This window comes from Micromonospora sp. CNZ322 (assembly GCF_007827755.1).
The window spans coordinates 174,905-197,974 of record NZ_VITD01000001.1 but is presented as its reverse complement, the minus strand read 5'-3'; the positions used below and the strand labels follow the sequence as shown (position 1 = coordinate 197,974).

The 23,070-nt window shown below is 71.7% G+C and carries 23 protein-coding genes and 3 tRNA genes; 16 read left to right on the top strand and 10 right to left on the bottom strand.

Annotation, left to right across the window (positions count from 1 at the left end; all coding sequences use genetic code 11):
* Positions 1 to 49: 49 nt before the first annotated feature.
* Both ilvC and serA read left to right on the top strand, forming a co-directional pair.
* Positions 50 to 1,063, top strand: a complete 1,014-nt coding sequence (gene ilvC, locus FB453_RS00940; RefSeq protein ID WP_112582057.1) for a ketol-acid reductoisomerase — start codon at positions 50 to 52, stop codon at positions 1,061 to 1,063.
* Between the two features lie 391 nt (positions 1,064 to 1,454).
* Positions 1,455 to 3,053, top strand: a complete 1,599-nt coding sequence (gene serA, locus FB453_RS00935; protein ID WP_112582056.1) for a phosphoglycerate dehydrogenase — start codon at positions 1,455 to 1,457, stop codon at positions 3,051 to 3,053.
* Between the two features lie 75 nt (positions 3,054 to 3,128).
* Here the strand turns inward: serA and FB453_RS00930 are convergent, their stop codons facing one another.
* Together FB453_RS00930 and FB453_RS00925 are read right to left on the bottom strand one after the other, a co-directional pair.
* Entirely contained in the window at positions 3,129 to 3,485 is a 357-nt protein-coding gene (locus tag FB453_RS00930; RefSeq protein ID WP_091393184.1) for a hypothetical protein, read from the bottom strand.
* 309 nt (positions 3,486 to 3,794) lie between these two features.
* Positions 3,795 to 4,637, bottom strand: coding sequence for an FAD:protein FMN transferase (locus FB453_RS00925; RefSeq protein ID WP_145786823.1), 843 nt, complete (start codon positions 4,635 to 4,637; stop codon positions 3,795 to 3,797).
* A gap of 228 nt (positions 4,638 to 4,865) precedes the next feature.
* Between FB453_RS00925 and FB453_RS00920 the strand changes: the two genes are divergently transcribed.
* Together FB453_RS00920 and FB453_RS00915 are read left to right on the top strand one after the other, a co-directional pair.
* Positions 4,866 to 5,897, top strand: a complete 1,032-nt coding sequence (locus FB453_RS00920) for a 3-isopropylmalate dehydrogenase (protein ID WP_145786822.1) — start codon at positions 4,866 to 4,868, stop codon at positions 5,895 to 5,897.
* 155 nt (positions 5,898 to 6,052) lie between these two features.
* On the top strand, positions 6,053 to 7,150 hold the full coding sequence (locus FB453_RS00915; protein WP_145786821.1) for a branched-chain amino acid aminotransferase: 1,098 nt from the start codon (positions 6,053 to 6,055) through the stop codon (positions 7,148 to 7,150).
* A 51-nt stretch (positions 7,151 to 7,201) separates the two neighbouring features.
* Here FB453_RS00915 and FB453_RS00910 read toward each other — a convergent pair whose 3' ends face one another.
* The 4 genes from FB453_RS00910 to FB453_RS00895 form a co-directional block, all read right to left on the bottom strand.
* Positions 7,202 to 7,972, bottom strand: a complete 771-nt coding sequence (locus FB453_RS00910; protein ID WP_145786820.1) for a tyrosine-protein phosphatase — start codon at positions 7,970 to 7,972, stop codon at positions 7,202 to 7,204.
* A gap of 56 nt (positions 7,973 to 8,028) precedes the next feature.
* On the bottom strand, positions 8,029 to 8,487 hold the full coding sequence (locus FB453_RS00905; RefSeq protein WP_112582479.1) for a PRC-barrel domain containing protein: 459 nt from the start codon (positions 8,485 to 8,487) through the stop codon (positions 8,029 to 8,031).
* A 179-nt stretch (positions 8,488 to 8,666) separates the two neighbouring features.
* Positions 8,667 to 9,197 (bottom strand): alkylhydroperoxidase, AhpD family, encoded by a 531-nt coding sequence (ahpD, locus tag FB453_RS00900; RefSeq protein WP_145786819.1) that lies wholly within the window; start codon positions 9,195 to 9,197, stop codon positions 8,667 to 8,669.
* A 2-nt stretch (positions 9,198 to 9,199) separates the two neighbouring features.
* Positions 9,200 to 9,394, bottom strand: a complete 195-nt coding sequence (locus FB453_RS00895; RefSeq protein WP_112582047.1) for a hypothetical protein — start codon at positions 9,392 to 9,394, stop codon at positions 9,200 to 9,202.
* Between the two features lie 316 nt (positions 9,395 to 9,710).
* Here FB453_RS00895 and cimA point away from each other — a divergent pair, with 316 nt between their 5' ends.
* Positions 9,711 to 11,294 carry a citramalate synthase gene (cimA, locus tag FB453_RS00890; protein ID WP_112582045.1) on the top strand — a complete coding sequence of 528 codons (1,584 nt, stop codon included), beginning with the start codon at positions 9,711 to 9,713 and terminating at the stop codon, positions 11,292 to 11,294.
* A 22-nt stretch (positions 11,295 to 11,316) separates the two neighbouring features.
* On the opposite strand, the gene FB453_RS00885 is transcribed toward cimA, so the two are convergent.
* Entirely contained in the window at positions 11,317 to 12,255 is a 939-nt protein-coding gene (locus FB453_RS00885; protein ID WP_145787801.1) for an endonuclease/exonuclease/phosphatase family protein, read from the bottom strand.
* A gap of 385 nt (positions 12,256 to 12,640) precedes the next feature.
* On the opposite strand from FB453_RS00885, the gene FB453_RS00880 reads away from it, so the two are divergent.
* From FB453_RS00880 to arfB, 7 genes are all read left to right on the top strand, one after another.
* Positions 12,641 to 13,144: a hypothetical protein gene (locus FB453_RS00880; RefSeq protein ID WP_145786817.1), complete on the top strand. Its 504-nt coding sequence runs from the start codon at positions 12,641 to 12,643 to the stop codon at positions 13,142 to 13,144.
* A gap of 305 nt (positions 13,145 to 13,449) precedes the next feature.
* Entirely contained in the window at positions 13,450 to 14,499 is a 1,050-nt protein-coding gene (locus FB453_RS00875; RefSeq protein ID WP_112582041.1) for an AAA family ATPase, read from the top strand.
* Complete coding sequence (locus FB453_RS00870) at positions 14,496 to 15,509, top strand: DUF58 domain-containing protein (RefSeq protein WP_145786815.1); 1,014 nt, start codon at positions 14,496 to 14,498, stop codon at positions 15,507 to 15,509. The genes FB453_RS00875 and FB453_RS00870 overlap by 4 nt, the downstream gene beginning before the upstream one ends.
* Positions 15,506 to 16,465, top strand: coding sequence for a VWA domain-containing protein (locus FB453_RS00865; RefSeq protein ID WP_091393157.1), 960 nt, complete (start codon positions 15,506 to 15,508; stop codon positions 16,463 to 16,465). The genes FB453_RS00870 and FB453_RS00865 overlap by 4 nt, the downstream gene beginning before the upstream one ends.
* Before the next feature lie 38 nt (positions 16,466 to 16,503).
* Positions 16,504 to 17,358, top strand: a complete 855-nt coding sequence (locus tag FB453_RS00860; RefSeq protein WP_112582039.1) for a S1C family serine protease — start codon at positions 16,504 to 16,506, stop codon at positions 17,356 to 17,358.
* 98 nt (positions 17,359 to 17,456) lie between these two features.
* Positions 17,457 to 17,753 (top strand): hypothetical protein, encoded by a 297-nt coding sequence (locus tag FB453_RS00855; RefSeq protein WP_112582037.1) that lies wholly within the window; start codon positions 17,457 to 17,459, stop codon positions 17,751 to 17,753.
* Positions 17,754 to 17,787: 34 nt separating this feature from the next.
* Complete coding sequence (gene arfB, locus FB453_RS00850) at positions 17,788 to 18,213, top strand: alternative ribosome rescue aminoacyl-tRNA hydrolase ArfB (RefSeq protein WP_091393146.1); 426 nt, start codon at positions 17,788 to 17,790, stop codon at positions 18,211 to 18,213.
* Positions 18,214 to 18,226: 13 nt separating this feature from the next.
* Here arfB and FB453_RS00845 read toward each other — a convergent pair whose 3' ends face one another.
* Positions 18,227 to 19,093, bottom strand: coding sequence for a 3-methyladenine DNA glycosylase (locus FB453_RS00845; protein WP_145786813.1), 867 nt, complete (start codon positions 19,091 to 19,093; stop codon positions 18,227 to 18,229).
* A gap of 36 nt (positions 19,094 to 19,129) precedes the next feature.
* Positions 19,130 to 20,551, bottom strand: a complete 1,422-nt coding sequence (locus tag FB453_RS00840) for a hypothetical protein (protein WP_145786811.1) — start codon at positions 20,549 to 20,551, stop codon at positions 19,130 to 19,132.
* A 174-nt stretch (positions 20,552 to 20,725) separates the two neighbouring features.
* Here FB453_RS00840 and FB453_RS00835 point away from each other — a divergent pair, with 174 nt between their 5' ends.
* From FB453_RS00835 to FB453_RS00820, 4 genes are all read left to right on the top strand, one after another.
* Positions 20,726 to 21,529, top strand: coding sequence for a fumarylacetoacetate hydrolase family protein (locus FB453_RS00835; RefSeq protein WP_145786809.1), 804 nt, complete (start codon positions 20,726 to 20,728; stop codon positions 21,527 to 21,529).
* Between the two features lie 108 nt (positions 21,530 to 21,637).
* A tRNA-Gln gene (locus tag FB453_RS00830) sits at positions 21,638 to 21,709 on the top strand.
* A 134-nt stretch (positions 21,710 to 21,843) separates the two neighbouring features.
* Positions 21,844 to 21,916: transfer RNA gene (locus FB453_RS00825), tRNA-Glu, on the top strand.
* 173 nt (positions 21,917 to 22,089) lie between these two features.
* Positions 22,090 to 22,162, top strand: a tRNA-Glu gene (locus FB453_RS00820).
* A gap of 174 nt (positions 22,163 to 22,336) precedes the next feature.
* Here FB453_RS00820 and FB453_RS00815 read toward each other — a convergent pair.
* Positions 22,337 to 23,023 carry an IclR family transcriptional regulator gene (locus FB453_RS00815; RefSeq protein WP_091393133.1) on the bottom strand — a complete coding sequence of 229 codons (687 nt, stop codon included), beginning with the start codon at positions 23,021 to 23,023 and terminating at the stop codon, positions 22,337 to 22,339.
* Positions 23,024 to 23,070: the final 47 nt, after the last annotated feature.

Below are 23,070 nucleotides of genomic sequence, written 5' to 3'. Positions count from 1 at the left end.
CACAGACCACGACGGGCCGCCCCGGCCGTCGTACGAAAGGGAAGTTCTCATGAGCGTTGAGGTGTTCTACGACGACGATGCCGACCTCGGCCTGATCCAGGCCAAGAAGGTCGCGGTGATCGGTTACGGCAGCCAGGGCCACGCCCACGCGCTGTCGCTGCGTGACTCCGGCGTCGACGTGGTGATCGGTCTGCCGGAGGGCTCGAAGAGCCGTCCCAAGGCAGAGGAGCAGGGCCTGCGGGTGGTCACGCCGGCGCAGGCCGCCGCCGAGGCCGATGTGATCATGGTGCTCGCACCGGACACCGCCCAGCGCGGGATCTACGCGGAGTCGATCGCCCCGAACCTCGCCCCGGGCAAGGCGATCTTCTTCGGCCACGGCTTCAACATCCGGTACGGCCTGATCAAGCCGCCGGCCGAGGTGGACGTGGCGATGGTCGCGCCCAAGGGCCCCGGCCACCTGGTCCGGCGCCAGTACAGCGACGGCAAGGGCGTGCCCTGTCTCGTCGCCGTCGAGCAGGACGCCAGCGGCAACGCGCTCGCGCTCGCCCTCGCGTACGCCAAGGGGATCGGCGGCACCCGGGCCGGTGCGATCAAGACCACCTTCACCGAGGAGACCGAGACCGACCTCTTCGGTGAGCAGGCGGTGCTCTGCGGTGGTGCCTCGGCCCTGGTGCAGACCGGTTTCGAGGTGCTCACCGAGGCGGGCTACGCCCCGGAGGTCGCCTACTTCGAGTGCCTGCACGAGCTGAAGCTGATCGTCGACCTCATGTACGAGGGCGGCATCGCGAAGATGCGCTACAGCATCTCCGACACCGCCGAGTACGGCGACCTCTCCCGTGGGTCGCGCATCATCGACTCCCGGGTCAAGGACGAGATGCGCAAGATCCTGGGTGAGATCCAGTCCGGCGAGTTCGCCCGCGAGTGGGTCGCCGAGGACGAGGCCGGCCGGCCCAACTTCACCAAGTGGCAGGCCGAGGGTGCGGCGCACCCGATCGAGGAGACCGGTAAGAAGCTGCGCGGCATGATGAGCTGGGTCGACCGCCCGATCACCGAGACCGCCTGACCCGTCCGAACGACGATCCACCGACAGCCCCTGGGCTGGCGCTCTCCCCAGCGCCGCCCCGGGGCTGCCCGGCATGCTGCCGCCCGTCGATACGTCGGGCGGCAGTGCTCGTGCGCCACGACTCACCCGGAGTGACCGGGTGACCGACGCCGCCGGTGCTCGGCGCGGCCGGCGCAACCGTGTCGGTGTGGTGAACGGCCGATGTCCGTTGCCCCACCGGGCGTGTGAGGGCACTCACCCCGAAGACCGGAACACGCCGACCAGCGGGGCCCCTACGATCGCCTGTAGGTGCAGCAGCCGGCACCTGACGGCCACGGCACGGATCAGCGCAGGGCGCAGTGCGGCGCCCCGCCGCCCGGGCCGATCGCAAACACGACCTCTACGAGGACCGATGAATCCTGTCGTACTGATCGCCGAAGAACTCGCCCCCGCCGCCATCGAGGTGCTCGCCCACGACTTCGACGTCCGTCACGTCGACGGCACCGACCGTCCGGCCCTGCTCTCGGCGCTCTCCGAGGCCGACGCCGTCATCGTGCGCAGCGCGACCCAGATCGACGCCGAGGCGGTCGCCGCCGCGCCGCGACTCAAGGTGGTCGCCCGGGCGGGCGTCGGGCTGGACAACGTCGAGGTGCCGGCCGCCACCGCGCGGGGCGTCATGGTCGTCAACGCCCCCACCTCCAACATCGTCTCTGCCGCCGAGCAGGCCGTCGCGCTGCTGCTCGCCGTCGCCCGTAACACCGCGAGCGCCAGTTCCGCGCTCAAGGCGGGGGAGTGGAAGCGGTCGAAGTACACCGGCGTCGAGGTGCAGGGCAAGACGGTCGGCGTGGTCGGCCTCGGTCGTATCGGGGTGCTCTTCGCGTCTCGCATCGCCGCGTTCGGCACCCGGCTGATCGCGTACGACCCGTACATCCAGCCGGCCCGTGCGGCGCAGCTCGGCGTCCGCCTGGTCGGGCTGGAGGAGCTGCTGCGGGAGAGCGACTTCATCTCCATCCACCTGCCGAAGACGCCGGAGACGGTGGGCCTGATCGGTGAGAAGGAGCTGGCGCTCGTCAAGCCCGGCGTTCGCATCATCAACGCCGCCCGTGGTGGGCTGGTCGACGAGCAGGCGCTCGCGGACGCGATCGCCGAGGGCCGGGTCGCCGGCGCCGGTGTCGACGTGTACAGCAAGGAGCCGTGCACCTCGTCGCCGTTGTTCGCCTTCGACAACGTGGTGGCCACCCCGCACCTGGGCGCCTCCACCCACGAGGCGCAGGACAAGGCCGGTCTCGCCGTGGCCAAGAGCGTCAAGCTGGCGTTGCAGGGCGAGTTCGTCCCGGACGCGGTGAACGTGCAGGCCGGCGGTGTGGTCGCCGAGGACGTTCGGCCGCTGCTGCCGCTGGCGGAGAAGCTCGGCCGGGCGTTTACCGCGGTCGCCGGTGGGGTCGCCGCCAGCGTCACTGTCGAGGTCCGCGGTGAGATCGTCAGCCACGACGTGTCGGTCCTCAAGCTCGCCGCCACCAAGGGCCTGTTCAGCTCCGTGGTCGAGGAGCAGGTCACCTACGTCAACGCCCCGCACCTGGCCGCCGAGCGTGGCGTCGAGGTCACCCTGGCCACCCTGGCCGAGACGGCCGAGCAGCCGACCCTGGTCACCGTGCGCGGCGCGCTGCCGGATGGCCGGACGGTCAGTGTCTCCGGCACTGTCACTCACTCCGGCGCCCGGGACGTGCTGAAGCTGACCGAGGTGGACGGCTTCGACGTGGAGATCGGCGCGGAGGGCATCCTGCTCTTCCTGCGCTACGCCGACCGGCCCGGTGTGGTCGGTACGGTCGGTACCCTGCTCGGCGAGTCGGGCATCAACATCGCCGCCATGCAGGTGGCTCGTCGGGAGGCGGGCGGTGAGACGCTGATGACGCTCACTGTCGACCAGGCGCTCGGCGCCGACCTGCTCACCTCGGCCGCCGAGTCGATCGGCGCCACGGCGGCCAGCGCCGCCGACCTGCGCGACGAGTAGTAGACGACAAACACCGTGGGGGGCCTGGCGACTCGCCGGGCCCCTCGTCATTTCCCGTCCGTGCCGCCGGTCAGGTCAGCCGGGCAGCCGCGCCGGCGGCGGGTAGACCGAACCGTCCTGCGGGTCGAAGAGCATCAGACCGTGCTCGCCGGCCAGCCGCTCGATGTCCAGTAGCACCTGGTCCGCGCAGGTCGGGTGCAGGTTCAGCTCGACGTGGTCGTGGGCCGCGTGCAGCGGCGCCACGGCCCACGGGCTGTTCGGGCCGGGGTGACGGTCCGGATAGGAGGCGGTGATCGCCCGGTAGAAGCTGACCACCCGCGGATCGGGGTAGCGGTCCACGTGCCGCCCCTGCCGGCAACCGTTGACCGCTGTCCGCACGTCCTCGGGCGTCGCCCCGTCCTCCAGGGCCCACACGCTCAGATCGAAACTCACGGCGGATAGCGTGCCATCCGGCGTTCACCATGTCGAAACTGCCTCGCCGCCGGTCGACCACCGATCACCGATGTCTCCGGTCACGACGGTCCGGTGTGGAGACTCTTGCGTCGAGTTGCGTCGATTCGCTAGCGTACGCACTGCGGTCACTGGCCGAGTTCGAGGCGCCGGCCCGTCTTCGGGTGGCGCGGTCGACGTCCGGCCCGACCGGTCCGCACCCCTCGGTTGTGCGAGCCACGCGCACTCGTCGCTGACCGGCCCCCACTGTCGTTGCCGAGACCGTGGGGGCCGATCGCGGGCCCGACCCGCTCAGCGACGGTGCGCGAAGAGCGCGCGATAGTCGGAGTTGCCCCGGAACCACGCCAGGCCGGTAGGGCCAGCGGCGTAGAGCGCGGTGGCGTAGGCGTCGGCGATCGTCAGGTCGGGGCCCACCACTGTGGCGGCGAGAAGGTGATCGGCCGGCTCGCCGGTGTGCGGGTCCACCACGTGCCCCTGCCGCCCGGTCACCCCGGAGGTGCCGATCGCGCCGGCGGTCATCTCCAGCACCAGCGGTGCCCGCTCGGGTGCGGTCGGGTGGTGCACCGCGACCCGCCACGGTCCGCCGTGCGGCGCGCGGCCCCGGACGACGAGGTCGGCGCCGGCGAGCACGGCGTAGTCGTGGATGCCGGCGGCGCGCAGTCGCTCCGCGGCGCGTTCCACCGCCCAACCGCCGAGCAGGCCGCCCGGGTCGAAGCCGCCGGGCACCGCCCAGGCGTCGAACCATCCGTCGGTGGCCGCGCGCATCGCGGCGCAGCGGTCCACCAGATCGGCGAGCGGCGGGTACGACTCCGGGCTGATTTCGCCCCGACGCAGCCGGGAGACCAGGCTCTCCGGTCGGTTCGGACCGTAGGTGAGGTCGATGGCGCGCAGCTCGGCGACGCTGTCCCGCAGCGCTTCGCCCACGCCCCGGCGGCCGAGCCACTCGGGGGCGTTGAGCAGCAGGGTGTACTCGGCGGTCGCGGTGCGAACGGTGTGCTGCACACCGATCCGGCCCTCGGTGGCCGCGGCCGGGTCGATCCGGTGCCGGCGGCTGCCGAGTCGAAGGTCCGGCCGGCGGTTGCGGAACGCGGACGGGTCCGGCCAGCGGGTCCGTGGCTGCTCGTCGATGCGCATCGCATCTGCCCCCTCGCACATGGCGCCGCGTCACCGCGACCCCGTTGGTCAGCGGGCCCCCGCGACCCACTGAGCACTACCGTAGGCAGCGGAGATGACCGCCCCATGAGTCCCAGCTGAGAGGGTGCTGTGCATTCCCGAATCCCAAATCGTGGACGCAGCGTACCGGGAGGCGGGACGGCGACGTACCGTTGCCCGAACGGAACCGTTGAGCAGAGGAGTGCGGTCGTGGCGCGGATCGCGGTGGTGGCCGGAGACGGCATCGGGCCCGAGGTGGTCGCGCAGGCCCGCAAGGTCCTCGACGCGGTGCTGCCCGACGTGCAGGCCACCGAGTACGACCTCGGCGCCGCCCGCTGGCACCGTACCGGAGAGGTGCTGCCCGACTCGGTGCTGACCGAGCTGGCCGGGCACGACGCCATCCTGCTCGGCGCGGTCGGTGACCCGACCGTTCCGCCGGGTGTGCTCGAGCGAGGGCTGCTGCTCAAGCTCCGGTTCGCCTTCGACCAGTACGTCAACCTGCGCCCGTCCCGGCTCTGGCCCGGGGTCGCCGGCCCGCTGGGCAACGTGAAGCCGGGCGAGGTCGACCTCGTGGTGGTGCGCGAGGGCACCGAGGGGCTCTACGCCGGTGCCGGCGGTTCCCTGCACCGGGACACCCCGGCCGAGGTCGCCACCGAAGAGAGCCTGAACACCCGGCACGGCGTGGAGCGGGTGATCCGCGACGCGTTCGCCCGCGCCGGCCGCCGGGAGCGGCGCAAGGTCACCCTCGTGCACAAGACCAACGTGCTCACCCACGCCGGGTCGCTCTGGGCGCGTACGTTCGACGCGGTCGCCGCCGAGCACCCGGGCATCGAAACCGAGTACCAGCACGTCGACGCCGCGGCCATGTTCCTGGTCACCCAACCGCAGCGCTACGACGTGGTGGTCACCGACAACCTCTTCGGCGACATCCTCACCGACATCGCCGCGGCCGTGACCGGCGGCATCGGGCTGGCCGCCAGCGGCTGCATCAACCCCGAGGGGGCGTACCCCTCGATGTTCGAGCCGGTGCACGGCTCGGCGCCGGACATCGCCGGGCAGGGCATCGCCGACCCGGTCGCTGCGGTGCTCTCCGCCGCGTTGCTGCTGGAGCAGCTCGGGCACAGCGAGTCGGCCGCCCGGGTCAACGCGGCGGTCGCCGCCGAGCTGGCCAGCCGGGTGCCGGGCGTAACGCTGCGTACCGAAGAGGTCGGCGACCGGCTCGCCGCCCACGCCGTAGCCTGATCACCCCGGCCCGAGTGGCGACCGGCCCTGAGGCCGGTCTGCCACGGGCAGCCCGACCGGCGCTACCCGCTTAACGACCGTTCGGGGTAAGTTTCTGGCACAGCCATGTCGGTGTGCGGTCCCGCATGCCGTTGTTCCGCAGGGAGGTCAGCGCGATGAGCGGTGGTGACAAGCTCGACTTCGAGATCCGTCCGAATCTCGCGCCGGTATCCGCCGCCGATCGGGCCGCACTGCTGACCAATCCCGGGTTCGGCCGGGTCTTCACCGACCACATGGTCACCGTCCGCTACGCCGACGGCAAGGGCTGGTACGACGCCCGGGTGGAAGCCCGTGCCCCGATCCCGATGGACCCGGCCAGCGCGGTGCTGCACTACGCGCAGGAGATCTTCGAGGGGCTCAAGGCGTACCGCACGGCCGACGGTGGCGTGACGATGTTCCGGCCGGACGCCAACGCCGCCCGCTTCGCCACCTCCGCGCAGCGGATGGCGATGCCGGTGCTGCCGCCGGAGGTGTTCGTCGACTCGCTGCACAAGCTCATCGAGATCGACCGGGAGTGGATCCCCACCGGCGAGGACGGCAGCCTCTACCTGCGGCCGTTCATGTTCGCCAGCGAGGTCTTCCTCGGCGTCCGCCCGGCCAACGAGTACCTCTACATGGTGATCGCCTCACCGGTCGGCGCGTACTTCACCGGTGGCGTCAAGCCGGTCACCGTCTGGGTCTCTCCGGACTACACCCGGGCCGCGCCCGGTGGCACCGGCGCGGCCAAGTGCGGCGGCAACTACGCCGCGTCGCTCGCCGCCCAGGCGGAGGCCATCGAGGCCGGCTGTGACCAGGTCGTCTTCCTGGACGCGGTGGAGCGCCGGTTCGTCGACGAACTGGGCGGCATGAACGTCTTCTTCGTCTACGACGACGGCACGGTCGTCACCCCACCGTTGACCGGCACGATCCTGCCGGGCATCACCCGCGACGCCGTCCGCACGCTGGCCGGCGCGGCCGGACACCAGGTCGAGGAGCGGCCGGTCAGCTTCGCCGACTGGCAGGCCGACGCCGCCAGCGGACGCCTGAAGGAGGTGTTCGCCTGCGGCACCGCCGCGGTGGTCACCCCGATCGGTGGTGTCCGCTTCCCGGACGGCGAGTTCCTGATCGGCGGTGGCGAACCCGGTCGGGTCACCATGGCCCTGCGTCAGCAGCTGGTCGACATCCAGCGGGGCAAGGCGGCCGACCCGCACGGCTGGGTGCAGCGGGTCTTCTGATCTCCGTCGCTGAGCCGGCCCGCCCACCCGGACGGGCCGGCGCAGTCGGCCCTACGCGACGGTGGGCTGCGCCTTGGTGGGGGCGTCGAGCAGGTGGTCGCGGAGCGCGGCGAGCTGCTCGTCGGTCACCCCGGCGTGGCGCAGGTACGCCTCGACCGAGCCGTGCCCCGCGCGCAGCTCGTCGAGGAAGATCTGCATCGCCTCGGCAGGTGAGGCCAGAAACGGCGCCGGCACCTCCACTCCGTCCGAGTTGATGGAGGCCAGCCACGCGCTGTACCGGGCCGACGCCTCGCTGCTGAGCGCGTAGTCCGCGGTGATGTCCGCGTCGTCGACGCCGAGCACGGCGAGGGTCAGCGCGCACACGATGCCGGTGCGGTCCTTGCCGGCCACGCAGTGCACGACCACCGGGGCGTTGGCGGAGTCGGCGATCAGGCCGACCGCCTCGGCCAGTCCGGCGGTGCCGGTCTGCGCCAGGGCTGCGTACCGGTCCGCGAGGTACCGGGCCAGGCTCGCGCCCTCCTCGTGCGGCACGCCCGCCCAGTCGTCGTGCTCCGGGTGGATGTGCCGGTAGGTCAATCCCTGGTATGCCGGCACCCGGCCGTCCCGCTCCACCTCGGTGGGGCGGCGCAGGTCGATGACGGTGCGGATGCCGATCGCGACGAACGCGTCCCGGTCCTGTTCGGTGAGGCGGTGCAGCGAGTCGGAGCGGTAGAGCCGACCACGGCGTACGGGTCGGCCGCCGTGCCCGAGGTAGCCGCCGGCGTCGCGGAAGTTGAAGGTGGCGGGGAGCGGAATCTGTCGGCTGTCGTCGATGGCGTCCACGTCCTCACGGTAACGGCCGGCGGGGTCCGCGCCCTACCGGCCGTCGCGCCGAACCGTCAGCGTGCCGTGCCGGGCGGAAGCGCACCGTACGTCTCGTCGTAGTAGCCGCCCAGCTGATCCCGGTAGCTCGGGTCGCTGTGGCTGGTCTCGTCGTACTCCGGGGCGGCCTTGATCTGGTCCCGGGTCCGGTCGACGGAGACGGTGCGCTGGTCGTGGTCGACCTGGTTGACGGTGCCGGCCGGCAACATCACCTTCTTGCCGAAGATCCAGGGGCCGGTGTCCACGACCAGGTAGCTGCCGCCCACCTCGTGGCTGGCGCTGTCGATCTTGCCGATTCCACCGTCGGTGGCCTCGACCTTGTAGCCGACCAGGTCGACGTCGGCCACGCCGGCCTGGTCCCGGTAGCGCCAGGGGTCGAACGTGCCGGCCGGCGCGCCGCCGGGCACCGTGCCCTGGTCGCCGCCGCGCAGCGGGTCCGGCCCGGCGTGGGTGGCGTGCGGATCGATCCTGTCCATGCCGTTCACTCCTGACTGTCGCCGATCGTCTCGGCGTAGGTGGGTGCGTCCCCGCAGGAGCTACCCGGCCGTCGGGGGCCGGAAACGGCGACAGGTCGGGGTAGGGCGACGGGCCGAAGCGCGTACGGCAGGGGGCCGAGGCCGCGAGGTGCGGCATCGGCCCGTCGGGGCGTACGTGTTCAGGCCAGTGCGGCCTCGGCGTCCAGGGTGACCGCCGCGGCGTGCACCACGGCGGAGATCCGCAGGGCCTCGTGCAGCTGCTCCCTGGTGAAGCCGCTGCCGCGCAGCTTCTTCTCGTGCAACTCCAGGCACACCCCACAGCCGGTGATGGCCGACACGGCGAGGCACCAGAGCTCGAAGTCGCCCTTGTCCACCCCCGGCCTCGCGATGATCTGCATCCGTAGTCGGGCTGGCATCGAGGCGTACCGCTCGTCGCCGATCAGGTGCTTGGCCCGGTAGTAGATGTTGTTCATCGCCATGATCGCCGCAGCGCCCTTGGCCGCCTCGACACCTTCCGGCCCGAGGTGCCCGAGCGCCTCGGCCGCGATCTCCCGCAGCACCACCGGGTTGCGAGCGGTCACCGCGCAGGCCAGCGCGGTGCCCCAGGTCTGCACCGGGGTCAACGCCGAGGAACCGATGGTGGAGCCGAGGTTGAGCCTGATGTCCTTGGCGTACTCCGGCAGGGCTGCCTTGATCGCGTCCAGGCCCATGGTCAGACTCCGGCGGCGGGGGTCTCGTCGGCGATCTCCGTCGGGCTGATGGAGGTGAAATCCATCGGCCCGACGAAGACCACACACCACGTGCCCTCGTGGGACGTGTGGTTGATCGTCCTGGACGCGTTGTTGGCGCCCAGCGATACGCAGGCGGCGAGTCCGTGCTCAGGTAAGCGGTCACTGACGGTGAGCACAGGTCCTCCTTGCAGACGGCACGGTGGCCGTCATCGGATCCGCTCCAGATGCTTCCGCATGGCTGTTTCCCCCGATGAGTGGCCCGGTGGCTTGTGAAGCCGATCACGAGCGGCAGCTCGGGGCGAACGAACCCTCCGTCACCATCCCGCTATGTGGATTGTTCCTCCCAAAAACAGGGGAGGAGTGGCAGAGTGGCCATCGTGACCAGCACCGCCCTGATTATTGCGACCTAGCGCGCCGGCTCTCCCCTCTGCCGAGCGCGCAGACCTCCCGCATCCGCGGGAGGTCTTTTTGTTGCTCCGAGAAAGGATCCTGATGACGTTCCAGGTCTTCGACACCACGTTGCGCGACGGCGCTCAGCGCGAGGGGCTCACCTACTCGGTGGTCGACAAGCTGGCTGTGGCCCGGCTGCTCGACGAGTTCGGCGTCGGCTTCATCGAGGGCGGCTGGCCGGGCGCGGTGCCCAAGGACACCGAGTTCTTCCGCCGCGCCCGCACCGAGCTGGACCTGCGGCACGCCGTACTCGTCGCGTTCGGCGCCACCCGCAAGGCCGGCGTTGCGGTCGCGGACGACCCCCAGGTGCGCGCCCTGCTGGACGCGCAGACCCCGGCCGTGGCCCTGGTCGCCAAGGCCGACACCCGGCACGTCGAGCGCGCGCTGCGCACCACCGGCGCGGAGAACCTCGCGATGATCCACGACACCGTCAACCACCTCGTCCGCGAGGGTCGACGGGTCTTCGTCGACGGCGAACACTTCTTCGACGGCTACCGACACGACCCCGCGTACGGCGCTGCCGTGGTGCAGACCGCGCTCGCCGCCGGCGCCGAGCGGATGGTGCTCTGCGACACCAACGGCGGCATGCTGCCGTCCCAGGTGACCGCCGTGATCCACGACCTGACGAACAGGCTGGGGATCGACGCCGGGCTGCTCGGTATGCACGCCCAGAACGACACCGCCTGCGCGGTGGCCAACACGATCGCCGCCGTGGAGGCGGGGGTCCGCCACGTGCAGGGCACCGCCAACGGGTACGGCGAACGCCCGGGCAACGCGGACATCTTCGCGGTAGTCGCCAACCTCCAACTCAAGCTCGGCATGCCCGTCCTACCGGAGGGTTGCCTGGCGCAGATGGTGCGGGTCTCGCACGCCATCGCCGAGATCGCCAACATCGCCCCCGACACCCACCAGGCGTACGCCGGGGCCGCTGCCTTCGCTCACAAGGCGGGGTTGCACGCGAGCGCGATCAAGGTCGACCCGTTGCTCTACAACCACGTCGACCCGTCGGTGGTGGGCAACGACATGCGGATCCTGGTCACCGAGATGGCCGGTCGGGCCAGCGTCGAGCTCAAGAGTCGTGAGCTCGGCCTGGACCTGGCCGGCAGCCCGGACGCCCTGACCCGGGTCACCAAGCGGGTCAAGGAGCTGGAGGCGGGTGGCTGGTCCTTCGAGGCGGCCGATGCGTCCTTCGAGTTGCTGGTCCGCTCCGAGCTGCCGGAGGGCAGCCCGGCCCGACCGTTCACCCTGGAGTCGTACCGGGTGTTGGTCGAGCACCGCGAGGACGGCGCGGTGGTCTCCGAGGCGACCGTCAAGATCCGGGTTCGCGGTGAGCGGGTGATTGCCACGGCCGAGGGCAACGGCCCGGTCAACGCCCTCGACGAGGCGCTGCGGGTGGGGCTGGCGCGGCACTATCCGCAGCTGCGCGACTTCGAGTTGGCCGACTACAAGGTGCGCATCCTGGAGGGCAGCCACGGCACCGGCGCTGTCACCCGGGTCCTGCTGGAAACCTCCGACGGCGGTGGCCGGGACTGGACCACTGTCGGCGTCCACCCCAACGTGGTCGAGGCCAGCTGGCACGCCCTGGTGGACGCCCTCACCTACGGCCTGGCCCCCACCTCCGTCTGACTCTCCGCCTCCCCGCCCCCGGTCAGGGGGTGGGGAGGCGGAGGGTGGCTTGGACGGGGCGGTGGTCGCTGCCGGGCAGGGCGAAGACCTGCACCGAGCGGACCGCTATCCGGTGGTCGACCAGGACGTGGTCGATGGTGACGGGTGGGATGAGGTCGCCGTCGTACGGACCCCAGGTGCCGGTCAGACCCGCTCCGGTGGCATCGGCGGCGTCGACGTAACCGCTGCGCAGCAGGGCCCGCAGTGGACTGTGGTCGAGGGTTGCGTTGAAGTCCCCAGCGAGGATTCGCAGGCCACCGTCCGGGGTGGCCGGTGGTTGGGCGGTCAGGTCGGCGCGCCAGGCACCCACCTGGTCCAGCGCGTACGGCGCCGAGGGGTGGGCCGACTCGACGCGGACCGGAGGCCCGCCGGGGACGGACACCGTCGCATACGCCTGGCTGAAGCCCCAACCGTCGAGGTTGCGTCGGACGCCGCCGTCGCTGATCGGCCACCGCGAGTAGAGCCCGGAGCCGGGGGTGCCGATCTCCGGGTTGAGCTGCCGGTGCGGCAGCAGCGTGGCGAGGCCGAGTTGATCCAGGGCGCCCTGCGCGTCCGGGGTGAACTCCTGCACGGTGAGCACGTCGATCTGGTGTCGTCGGACCAGCTCCACCAGTGTCCGCGCGTCGCCGGCACCGGCGAGCAGATTGGCGGTGAGCAGCCGCACTGTCGGCCCGGCCGCCGCTGGCTGCGGGCTGGCCAGCGCCCGAGGTGCGACGGTGCCGAGCAACGCCACCGCCGCCAGGGCCGCGAGCGCCGCCGGCCACCAGCGCCGCAGGGCGAGCGCGAGGGCCAGGATCAGGACGCTGCCGCCCGCGACGTACGGCGTGAAGGCGAGCGCCTGCACCAACGGCCCCCGGTCCAGGCCGAGTAGTCGGGCGGCCGCCCAGAGGGCGGTGGGGACGACGGCAATCCAGCAGAGCACCGTGCCGAGCCGAGCCCTTCGGTGCGCGGGCAGCGCGTCGACGATCACGTGATGATCGTAGTCGGGCCCGACGAACCCATTTCATGAATGGTGATGCGCTCACATTTCACAATTATCTGACGGTTGGTTGACACCCCGGAAAAGCGAGATCAACTATTGACTGTCGGCTTTTTCTGGTGCTACGTTCCATCTGGCTTAAACGACGCAACTCTGAGTAGTAACCGCAGCTCAGATGGGATGCAGATTGCTAAGAAATCAATCTCGTCGGGTATGAGCGAGGCAGCTTTCTTCCGCCCGACTGTCGTCGTACGCCTATTTATGGGCAGTTATCCGTCCCGCCCCGCGGGTCGGCCGAATTCGCACGGTCACACAAGGGGGACCTGTCATGAGCAAATCCTTCCGACGTAAGGTGGCGGCGGTAACGTTCGCCGTCCTGGGGCTCAGTCTCGCCGGTGGGGGCATCGCTATCGCCCAGCCGCAGGCGTTGGCGCCGCAGGAAACGGTCCAGCCGGCGGCACGCGGCAGCAATGCCCAACCGCCGGTCACCGCCGAGTCGGCCCGCACGGCGAAGGCCGCGCTGAAGGCCAACTCGACGCTCGTCGCCTCCACCACCATCGTCGTCGTCAACTCCAACGGCACCAAGGCGCGCGGCACCGGCACCGTCATCAAGTACGGCACCGGTCAGTACGAGGTGATCTTCGGTCACAACGTCACGGCCGGCGTCCTCGTGGCCACCATCGGCCGGGCTGACGCCTGCTGCATTCCGCCGGCCGGCGAGATCTCGGTCGCGCCCCGGCTCAGCACGCCCAACGCGGTCTTCGTCCAGACCCGCACCTCGGCCGGCACTCCGACGGACCTGGGCTTCCACCTGGTCGTCCATCTCGCCTGATCGGCCCGACATCCGGCCCCCGTCGCCTGTGGCGCGGGGGCCGGACCCGGTCCGCTCGGCGCGCGGACCCTCCGGCCGCACCTCGGCCAGCCCGTGCCGAGGTCCGATGGGTTACGAGGGCCGTCCTCGACCGGTTCGTGCCGGTCGGGCGCTTCCTGGTCGGTCACCGGCCGGTTGGTAACCCCTCGGCGGGCTCGCGACGGTCGTCACCCTTCCGTGCGGCTCATCCCGATTCCGGCCACTCCGGGCCGGTCCGGCCCGCACAATCCCACGTTTGCCGAGCCTGTGCCCGGGAAGCAAGCACCGTGACGGACATCTCGGACACCCTGGCCAGCATGCCCAGCCCGGTCGATCCGGAGCCGACCGGCATCGAGCTGGAACAGACCCTCTTCGAGGTCAAACGCGTGATCGTCGGGCAGGATCGCCTCGTCGAACGCCTGCTCACCGCCTTGGTCGCCAACGGACACTGCCTCCTGGAGGGCGTACCCGGCGTGGCCAAGACACTGGCCGCGCAGACCCTAGCGACAGTGGTCGGCGGCACCTTCTCCCGGATCCAGTTCACCCCGGACCTGGTGCCCTCCGACATCGTCGGGACCCGGATCTACCGGGCGTCCAAGGAGACCTTCGACATCGAGCTGGGCCCGATCATGGCCAACCTGGTGCTGGCCGACGAGATCAACCGGGCCCCGGCCAAGGTCCAGTCGGCGCTGCTGGAGGCGATGGCCGAACGGCAGGTCTCAATCGGCGGGCGCAGCTGGCCGGTCCCGGAGCCATTTTTGGTGCTGGCCACCCAGAACCCGATCGAGTCCGAGGGGGTCTACCAGCTCCCGGAGGCACAGCGTGACCGGTTCCTGATGAAGGTGGTGGTCGACTACCCCAGCGACGCCGACGAGCTGGCCATCCTCTACCGGATGAGCACCGACCGGCCCACCCCGCGCCAGGTGCTCGACGCGCAACGGCTGCGGGACCTCCAGATTCACGCCGAGCGGGTCTTTGTCCACCACGCGTTGGCCGAGTACGTGGTGCGGCTCATCCTCGCCACCCGCGACCCCGGCCGGTTCGGGCTGCCGGAGATCGCCCCGCTGTTGGCGTACGGGGCCAGCCCTCGGGCCACCCTGGGCCTGGTCGCGGCCGCCCGGGCACAGGCCCTGCTGCGGGGTCGGGAGTACGTGCTGCCCGAAGACGTCCGTGAGCTCGCCGTCGACGTCCTCGCCCACCGGCTGGTGCTCTCCTTCGACGCGGTGGCCGACGGGGTGTCGGCCGAGAGCGTGGTGCGACGGCTCGTCGAGGCGGTGCCGCCGCCCCGGCTGGCCACCGGACACCCGCAGCAGACACCGGATCTGGCGGCGGCATGAGACGCGCCACCGTCGCGCCCGCCGACCCCGGCCTGGCCGAGCTGGCCCCGGACCAGCGCCTGCGCCGCCTGGAGCTGACCGTCACCCGTCGACTCAACGGCCTGCTGCACGGCCAGTACCGTGGTCTGCTGCCCGGTCCCGGCAGTGAACCCTCCGGCAGTCGCGAATACCGGCCGGGCGAGGACGAGGTCCGCCGGATGGACTGGGCGGTGACCGCCCGGACCGCCGTGCCGCACGTCCGGCAGGTCGACGCCGACCGGGAGCTGACCACCTGGCTGCTCGTGGACGGCAGCGCCAGCATGGAGTTCGGCACCGCCGAGCTGGACAAACGGGAACTGGCGGTGGCCGCCGTCGCGGCGGTCGGCTTCCTGACCGCGGGCGTCGGCAACCGCCTCGGCGCCCAGGTGCTGCGCGCCGACGGGGTACGACGCTTCCCGGCCCGCAGCGGGCGTACCCATCTGCTTGCCCTGCTCCGCGCGCTGCTCGCCGCTCCCCGGGCCACCGCGCCCACCGACCGGCCGGGGCGCGGGCCGGCGGCCCGACCGCCCGATCTGGCCGACGGCCTCGACGCGCTGCACCGGATCGCGAACCGGCGTGGGCTGGTAGTGGTGGTCTCCGACTTCCTCGACGGCCTGCCCGACGACCCCGGCCAGACAGCGCCCTGGGAGCGGACCATGCGCCGGCTGGCCGTCCGGCACCAGGTGCTGGCGATCGAGGTGACCGACCCGCGTGAGCTGGAACTACCGGACGTCGGACTGATCACGCTCGTCGACCCGGAGACCGGTCGGCACCGCGAGGTGTGCACATCGGACCGTGGACTGCGCGAGCGGTACGCCGAGGCCGCCGCAGCCCAGCGCGAACAGGTCCACCAGGCGCTGCGCCGCAGCGGGGCCACCCATCTGCCGCTGCGCACCGACGGCGACTGGAGCGCGGACATCGTCCGGCACGTGCACGCCCAGCGTCGACTGGCCGCCGCGCCGGTCGGCCGGCCCCGGGGAAGTGCCGCGTGATCTGGCAGTCGCCGCTGCGGCTCTGGCTGCTGCTCGGCGTGCTCGCCCTGGTCGTCGCGTACCTGGTGATGCAGCGGCGACGCAGCCGGTACGCGGTCCGCTTCACCAACTTGCGGCTGCTGGACCGGGTGGCGCCGGAGCGGCCCGCCTGGCGTCGGCACGTACCGGCCGGGCTCTTCCTGGCCATGCTGGCGCTGCTCGTGGTCGGCTTCGCCCGACCGAGCGCCGAGGTTCGGGTGCCCCGGGAACGGGCCACTGTGATGGTGGCGGTGGACGTCTCCACGTCGATGCTCGCCACCGACGTCGAACCGGACCGGTTGGCCGCGGCGAAGGAGGCCGCCCGACGCTTCGTCGAGGGCCTGCCCGACGAGTTCAACGTGGGTCTCGTCGCGTTCGCCGGCAGTGCCGCGGTGCTGGTGCCCCCGGGCACCGACCGGGACGCCCTCGACGAGGGGATCGACCGGCTCGCCGAGGGCATCACCGGTGTGCAGGGCACCGCGATCGGCGAGGCCATCAACACCTCGCTCGGCGCGGTCAAGAGCCTGGACAGCGAGGCCGCGAAGGAAACCCCACCCGCCCGGGTCATCCTGCTCTCCGACGGCGCCAACACCTCCGGGATGGACCCGATGGAGGCGGCCGCGGAAGCGGTGAAGGCGGAGGTGCCGGTGCACTCGATCTCGTTCGGCACCCCGTCCGGGTTCGTCGACCGAGGTGGACGACCCATCCAGGTGCCGGTGGACGGACAGACCCTCAAGGCGGTCGCCGAGGAGACCGGCGGGATGTTCCACGAGGCCAGCACCACCGACGAGCTGCGGGCCGTCTACGACGACATCGGCAGTTCGGTCGGTTACCGCACCGAGCGGCAGGACATCTCGGCCCGGTTCATCGGCCTCGGACTGGTGTTCGCGATGGGCGCCGCCGCCGGCTCGATGCGCTGGTTCTCCCGGCTGCCCTGACCGCCGCGCCCAACCGACGTCGACCGTGAGGAGTACGCATGGCAGTGCAGACCGGACTGGGCGAACCGCGCGGTCCCTGGTTCATCTCACCGGAACTCGACCCGGACGGGCGCGGGTGGTGGGACGCGCCCGAGCGCGACCCGGGCGGGCGACGGCCCGGGCGGCTGCTCGCCGTGTTGGCAGTGGTGGCGGTCTCGGCCGTCTCCGGTGCTCTCGCCGGCGGCGTGGTGGCCAGCCGGGACGGGGCTGGGGGTCCGGCTGCGGCGTCCGCCGCCCCGGTGCCGGCCGAGCTGGTCACCGCGGCCGAGCGGACCGTACCCGGGGTGGTGTCGGTGCTGGCCGGCGGCGCGACCAGCGGGTCCGCGACCGGCTCCGGCTTCGCCGTGGACGACCAGCAGCACCTGATCACCAACGACCACATCCTGGCCAAGGCGGGTGGCGGGCCGGTGACAGTGGAACTGCCCGACGGCCGCCGGTTCGCCGCCGAGGTGGTCGGACGGGAGCCGCGCAGCGACCTGGCGGTGCTGAAGGTGCCAGCATCGGCCGGTCTCACCCCGCTGCCCCTGGCCAAACCGGGCGCGACCCGGGTCGGTGAGCCGGTGCTCGCGGTGGGGTCGCCGCTCGGTCTGGCCGGAACGGTCACCGCGGGCATCGTCAGCGCGCTCGACCGGCAGGTGCGGCTCGGCAACAACCGGCACAGCGCGGTGCAGACGGATGCGTCCATCAACCCCGGCAACTCCGGTGGGCCACTGGTCAACGCGCGCGGGGAGGTGGTCGGGGTGAACACCGCCATCGCCACCATCGACGGAAACGGCTCGATCGGCATCGGGTTCGCCATCCCGATCGACCAGGTGCAGCAGACCGCCGACACGATCATCGGCAAGGGCGGCTGAGCTGCCCGAACGCCCTGACGGGGGCCACCACTGTCGGATATCCGGCCGGACGGCATCGGACCATGGAAATATTACGCTCGGTATGGATACTGGCGGAGGTGGAGCGTCCTCTTCTCACGGTCCTCCTGCTGGTGGGCCTGGTCATCGGATGTGCAGTGGGGTCTGCGTACGCCCGGGCACGACGCGGGTGGAACGACTACCAGACCGTCAAGAAATCGGTGCCAGGCGCCCGCCGGGGCGCCTGGTCGCTGATCCGCGGCGTCGTCGTGAAGGCCGCGGTGATCGGGGTGCTGCTCTTCGGCGCGGTGGCGTACGCGGCCGTCGGCTCCGACGAGGAGAGCGCCGGGCCGGCGCCCACCCAGTCCCCGACGCAGAGTGAGCCTCCGCACCGATGACCCCTGGCGGGTCGTCGCGGGTTAGCCTCGGGGCGTGGACGACGGACTGCGGGTGACCGACCGGTGGGTCGTCCCCGCCGGGGAGCTACGGGAGCGCTTCTCCCGCTCGTCAGGGCCCGGCGGGCAGGGGGTCAACACCGCCGACTCCCGGGTCGAGCTGAGCTACGACGTTGCCAACTCCCCGGCGGTGCCGGAGTGGCTGCGACCGCGTGCGCTGGCCCGGCTGGCCAACCGCCTGGTCGACGGGGTGCTGACGATCGCCGCCAGCGAACACCGCGCCCAGTTGGCCAACCGGGAGGCCGCCCGGGCACGGATGACCGCCCTGCTGCGAGAGGCAGCGGCGCCTCCACCGCCGGCCCGCCGGGCGACCCGCCCGTCCCGCGGGGCCAAGGAACGCCGGCTCGCCGAGAAGAAACGCCAGTCCCAGCGCAAACGGGACCGCCGCGCCGACGACGACTGATCCCCGACGGCGACTAGACCGGCACGGCGGCGAGCAGCCGGTCGCGCAGCACGGCGGCCCGCTCGGCGAACCCGCGCTGGGCCGCCGCGTACTCCGCCCGGCCGTCCGGGGTCTCCACGCACACCGGGGGGTACCCGAGTGCCGCCAGGTCGTACGGGCTGGCCCGCATGTCCAGCGTGCGGATGTCCCGGGCCAGGTCGAACGCGTCGGCCACCAGCTCCGAGGAGACCAACGGCGACAACTTGTACGCCCACTTGTACAGATCCATGTTGGCGTGCAGGCAGCCCGGCTGCTCGTGCGCGTGCTGCGTCTCCCGGGTCGGGGTGAGCAGGTTCAACGGGCGGGCCGGCTGCGTGAAGAACCGGAACGCGTCGAAGTGGCTGCACCGCACGCCCCGCTCCTCGACAACCTCGTCGGTGCGTTCCGCGCTGAGCCGCAGCGGCCAGGCGTTGTGCCGCAGCTCCTCCCGGGTCTGCCGGTAGACCATCGCCCACTCGTGCATCCCGAAGCAGCCGAAGTGCGCTGCACGTCCACGCGTCGCCTCCAGCAGGGAGCGGATCCAGGCGATCGACTCGCCGCGCCGGGCGCGTACCCCCTCGGTGTCGAGGGTGACCCCGGCGGCGCCGGCGCGGTAGTCGCGGCCGAACTCGGCCGGATCGGCGTCGAGCAGCTCGACCCCGGGCCCGGGATGCCAGCGCCGCAGCTGGGCCGGGCGGTGCGAGTAGTAGGTGAACAGAAAGTCGGCCACCGGATGCCGCTCACCGCGTCGTCGCCGGGCGAGGTGCGGGGTCAGCCAGACGTCCACCCGCTCCTCGTGGGCCCGTCGGCGGGCCTGCCACTGCGTCGCGTCGAGCACGGCGGGGGCGAGGGCGGCGGTCACGCACCCCAGGGTACGACCGCCGCCCGCACGCCGATCTCAGGGCATCTGCACCCGGACCCCGGCGGAGAACACCCCGCTGCGCAGCTCCAGCTGCTGGGGCGGGTCCCGCCCGTCGACTGTGAAGACCAGCGGGAGCACCATCCGGGTGCCCGCCGCCATCGGGTCGGCGAAGACGTCCCGACCCAGGTTCGCCGTCCGGGTGGCCGACTCGTCGGTGCTCACCCAGCGCCCACCGGGCAGGTACGCCCGTTGCAGCTCGCTGTGCCAGGGCTGGTGGTCGCCAGTGACGTTGCGCACACCCACTGTGGCCTCGCAGCGTCGCCCGTTGGCCGGTGCGGCACCGCCGCCGTCGGCCTTCCCGGCGGTGCCGGGCGCGCCGCAGGTCATCCGGTACACGGTGAACTCGAACGCCGACTCGCGCAGCGGCACACCCAGCGACCCGTTGACCCCGGTGCCCACCCACGCGCCGCTGGTGGGCTGCTTCTGCGTGTCGATCGCCGCGACCTGCCGGGTCGCCGTCCAACCCGCGGTGCCGACCACAGCGGCCAGCACCACGACGGCGGCGCCCACCAACATCCAGACCGGCGGGGTACGCCGACGCCGCACCGGACTCGGCGCTGCCGGGCGGGGGTAGACCGTCCCGCGGCCACCCTCGGCGCCGCCGCCGGTGGAGAGCGCGGCAGCCGTCACCCGCCGCCCGCGCCGACGTCGCCACACCCACACCAGGGCGGCGCTGATCAGCAGCAGGACCGCCAGTCCGCCGAGCAGCACCGGGTAGCGGCGCCACGGCGGCGCCTCGGTCACCTCGGCCGCCGGTGCCGCTGCCGCCTGCCAGGTGGCCGTGGCGCAGTCGTACGGCCGGCTGCCGTCACTGGTGAACGCGCAGGTCGGCGCGGTCAGCGGTTGGCCCGGCGGGGTCGCCGCGAGCGCGGTGCCCAGGGTGGTGGTGCTGTGCGCGGGCAGCCGCAACCGCCAGGTCACCTCGGTGGCCGATCCGCCGGCCGGGGTGGACCGGCCACCACCGCTGATCGCGGTCGTCGACGATCCGGGCGGCAGTTCCTGACGCACTGTGGTCTCCAGCGGCGAGTTGCTCACGTTGCGCACCTGGATCCGGTACCTCGGTGCCGGGCTGCTCTCCGTGGCGACCGCCACCGTGACCTGTTGCGGGGGCGCCGACGCCGGTGCCCGGGTCGGTGGTGCCATCGCCGGCGGCGCCGACGGCGGGGTGGGCTCGGTCACCCGCGCGACCATCTCCACCGGCGGCCGGGTTCCCGCTGGTGCTGGTGTGGCGGCCGGTGGTGGTGGCGCGGCCGCCGTCGGTTGTGGCGTGGCGGCCGGTGGTCGTGGCGCGGCCGCCGCCTCCGGAGCCGCCGACGGCAGGGCCGGCACGGCGGCGAGGATGCCGAGGCAGTGCACGAACACTGCGAGGGCTCTGTGGTGTCGTGTCGATGCAGGCATACGAACGAACCTCCGGAGCCGACGCTAGGGGCGAGCCGCCTCCGTGCGGGTACGAAGTCGAGAAGTCCGCCCCGGTCACCTCCAGCTCCGGTAGGGTGCCGCGCGCTGACGGGTTGAGCACACCCGACCGCCGGTCCTGGCCGGTTTGGGCGTCGGCGGCGCTAGATTGGCCGGGTGCGTATCGCTCGTTTCGCCCATGCCAAGGGAATGTCGTTCGGTGCCGTCGAAGGCGAAGCGGAGGCCGGGCCGCAGGGCCTGACCATCGCCGAGATCGAGGGCCACCCGTTCGGCAATCTCTCCTTCAGTGGGGCCCGCTGGGCCCTCTCCGACGTCCGGCTGCTCTCGCCGATCCTGCCCAGCAAGGTCGTCTGTGTCGGCCGCAACTACGCCGACCACGCCGCCGAGCTCGGCAACGAGGTGCCCAAGGAGCCGCTGCTCTTCCTCAAGCCGTCCACCTCGGTGATCGGCCCCCGGGACGCCATCCGGCTGCCGATCTTCTCCAAGCAGGTCGAGCACGAGGCGGAGCTGGCGGTCGTGATCGGGGCGCCGGGTGCGCGCCGCGCCGACCGCGCCGCCGCCGAACGCGCCATCTTCGGCTACACCTGCGCCAACGACGTCACCGCTCGGGACCTCCAGCGTTCGGACGGGCAGTGGACCCGGGCCAAGGGCTTCGACTCGTTCTGCCCGATCGGCCCATGGATCACCACCGGGCTGGACGTCTCCGACCTGGAGATCCGGTGTGAGGTGGGTCGCAACCCGGAGGAGATGGAGGTACGCCAACTCGGCCGGACGAAGGACATGGTCTTCGACGTGCCGGGTCTGGTGTCGTACATCTCGCACGTGATGACTCTGCTGCCCGGCGACGTCGTTCTCGCCGGCACTCCAGCCGGGGTTAGCCCGCTTGTCGAGGGGGATACCGTCACCGTGCGGATCGACGGCATCGGCGAGCTCACCAACCCGGTGGTGCCCGTCGCCTGATCCGTCTGATGCCCCTGTTTCCGCAGCTCACGGGTGGTTCGGGGGGATCGGATTTGGCCTGCCGGCACCGGGAGGGTAAAGTTCACTCCCGGCGCCGCAAGGGGCCAATGGGGTATGGGGTAATTGGCAGCCCGACTGATTCTGGTTCAGTTAGTCTAGGTTCGAGTCCTGGTACCCCAGCGCTGCTGGAATTCGCGAGAATTTCCAGACGCTGGATTCTGACGGAGTTCGACTCCGCCCCTTCGGGGGCGGAGGGTGGTCTTCGGTAGAGTGCAGCTCCTCCACCGGTAAGGTGGGGGAGCAAAAGTTGTTCTGGCCCCGTCGTCTAGCGGCCCAGGACGCCGCCCTCTCAAGGCGGTAGCGCCGGTTCGAATCCGGTCGGGGCTACAGCGTGCACAGCCCGTCTCACCTCGTGAGGCGGGCTGTTTCGTGTCCGCCGCCGGGCCCGTTCCGGCCTCCGTCGGGCCCTCGGGTGACAGCGCACCCCGCGCTCGTGCCCGGGTACGGTGCCGCTAGACTACATTCGCACCACCCGCGAGGGTGGTGAACGGAAAAGTTCTGGCCCCGTCGTCTAGCGGCCCAGGACGCCGCCCTCTCAAGGCGGTAGCGCCGGTTCGAATCCGGTCGGGGCTACAACCAAAGGCTCATCTCGCCCAGCGAGATGAGCCTTTCTCGTTCCCCCATCCCGCCTCTGCCCCCATCCCGTTGATCATGAAGTTATTGCCGTCGACCTCGGCGTGTCGTGACAATAACTTCATGATCAACGGGGGGAGGGGGAGGGGGAGGGGGTCGGGGAGGGGGTCGGGGTTAGAGGCCGGATAGGCGTTGGCCGGCTCTTACTACGGCCATGGCGTGGCGTTCGCCGGGGCGGCGGCCCAGGCGCTCGATGGGGCCGGAGATGCTGACCGAGGCGATGACCCGGCCGGTGCGGTCGCGGATCGGGGCGGAGACGCTCGCCACACCGGCCTCCCGCTCGGCGACGCTCTGCGCCCAGCCGCGACGGCGTACCTCGGCGAGGGTGCGGCCGGTGAACTTGCTGCGCGGCAGCAGCGGCATCACCGCCTCCGGCGGCTCCCAGGCGAGCAGGATCTGGGCCGAGGAGCCAGCCGTCATCGGCAGCACCGAGCCGACCGGAACGGTGTCCCGTAGACCGCTGGCGCGTTCCGCCGCCGCCACGCAGATCCGCTCGTCGGCGCGGCGCAGATAGAGCTGCGCGCTCTCACCGGTGGCGTCGCGCAGCGCGGCCAGCAGCGGCTCGGCGGCGGTCAGGAGAACGTCCGGTGCGGCGTTGGCCAGCTCGCCCAGGCGGGGGCCCGGCCGCCATCTGCCCTGGGTGTCACGCACCAGCATTCGGTGGATCTCCAGGGCCTGGGCCAGGCGATGTGCTGTGGCCCGGGGCAGCTTGGTGCGTTCGACGAGTTCGGCCAGGCTGGCGCCGTCCACGCAGGCGGCCAGGATGACCACCGCCTTGTCGAGAACGCCGACACCGCTCATACTGTGTCCCACAAGCCGAAACTTACCTCCCAGAATTTAGGATGTCC

Bases quoted from the DNA above. Each gene is read 5' to 3' on its own strand.
- serA (WP_112582056.1), top strand. From the start codon at position 1,455: ATGAATCCTGTCGTACTGATCGCCGAAGAACTCGCCCCCGCCGCCATC.
- FB453_RS00915 (WP_145786821.1), top strand. From the start codon at position 6,053: ATGAGCGGTGGTGACAAGCTCGACTTCGAGATCCGTCCGAATCTCGCG.
- FB453_RS00880 (WP_145786817.1), top strand. From the start codon at position 12,641: ATGAGCAAATCCTTCCGACGTAAGGTGGCGGCGGTAACGTTCGCCGTC.
- FB453_RS00905 (WP_112582479.1), bottom strand. From the start codon at position 8,487: ATGGACAGGATCGATCCGCACGCCACCCACGCCGGGCCGGACCCGCTG.
- FB453_RS00925 (WP_145786823.1), bottom strand. From the start codon at position 4,637: ATGCGCATCGACGAGCAGCCACGGACCCGCTGGCCGGACCCGTCCGCG.
- FB453_RS00815 (WP_091393133.1), bottom strand. From the start codon at position 23,023: ATGAGCGGTGTCGGCGTTCTCGACAAGGCGGTGGTCATCCTGGCCGCC.
- FB453_RS00870 (WP_145786815.1), top strand. From the start codon at position 14,496: ATGAGACGCGCCACCGTCGCGCCCGCCGACCCCGGCCTGGCCGAGCTG.
- FB453_RS00860 (WP_112582039.1), top strand. From the start codon at position 16,504: ATGGCAGTGCAGACCGGACTGGGCGAACCGCGCGGTCCCTGGTTCATC.
- ilvC (WP_112582057.1), top strand. From the start codon at position 50: ATGAGCGTTGAGGTGTTCTACGACGACGATGCCGACCTCGGCCTGATC.
- cimA (WP_112582045.1), top strand. From the start codon at position 9,711: ATGACGTTCCAGGTCTTCGACACCACGTTGCGCGACGGCGCTCAGCGC.
- FB453_RS00840 (WP_145786811.1), bottom strand. From the start codon at position 20,551: ATGCCTGCATCGACACGACACCACAGAGCCCTCGCAGTGTTCGTGCAC.
- ahpD (WP_145786819.1), bottom strand. From the start codon at position 9,197: ATGGGCCTGGACGCGATCAAGGCAGCCCTGCCGGAGTACGCCAAGGAC.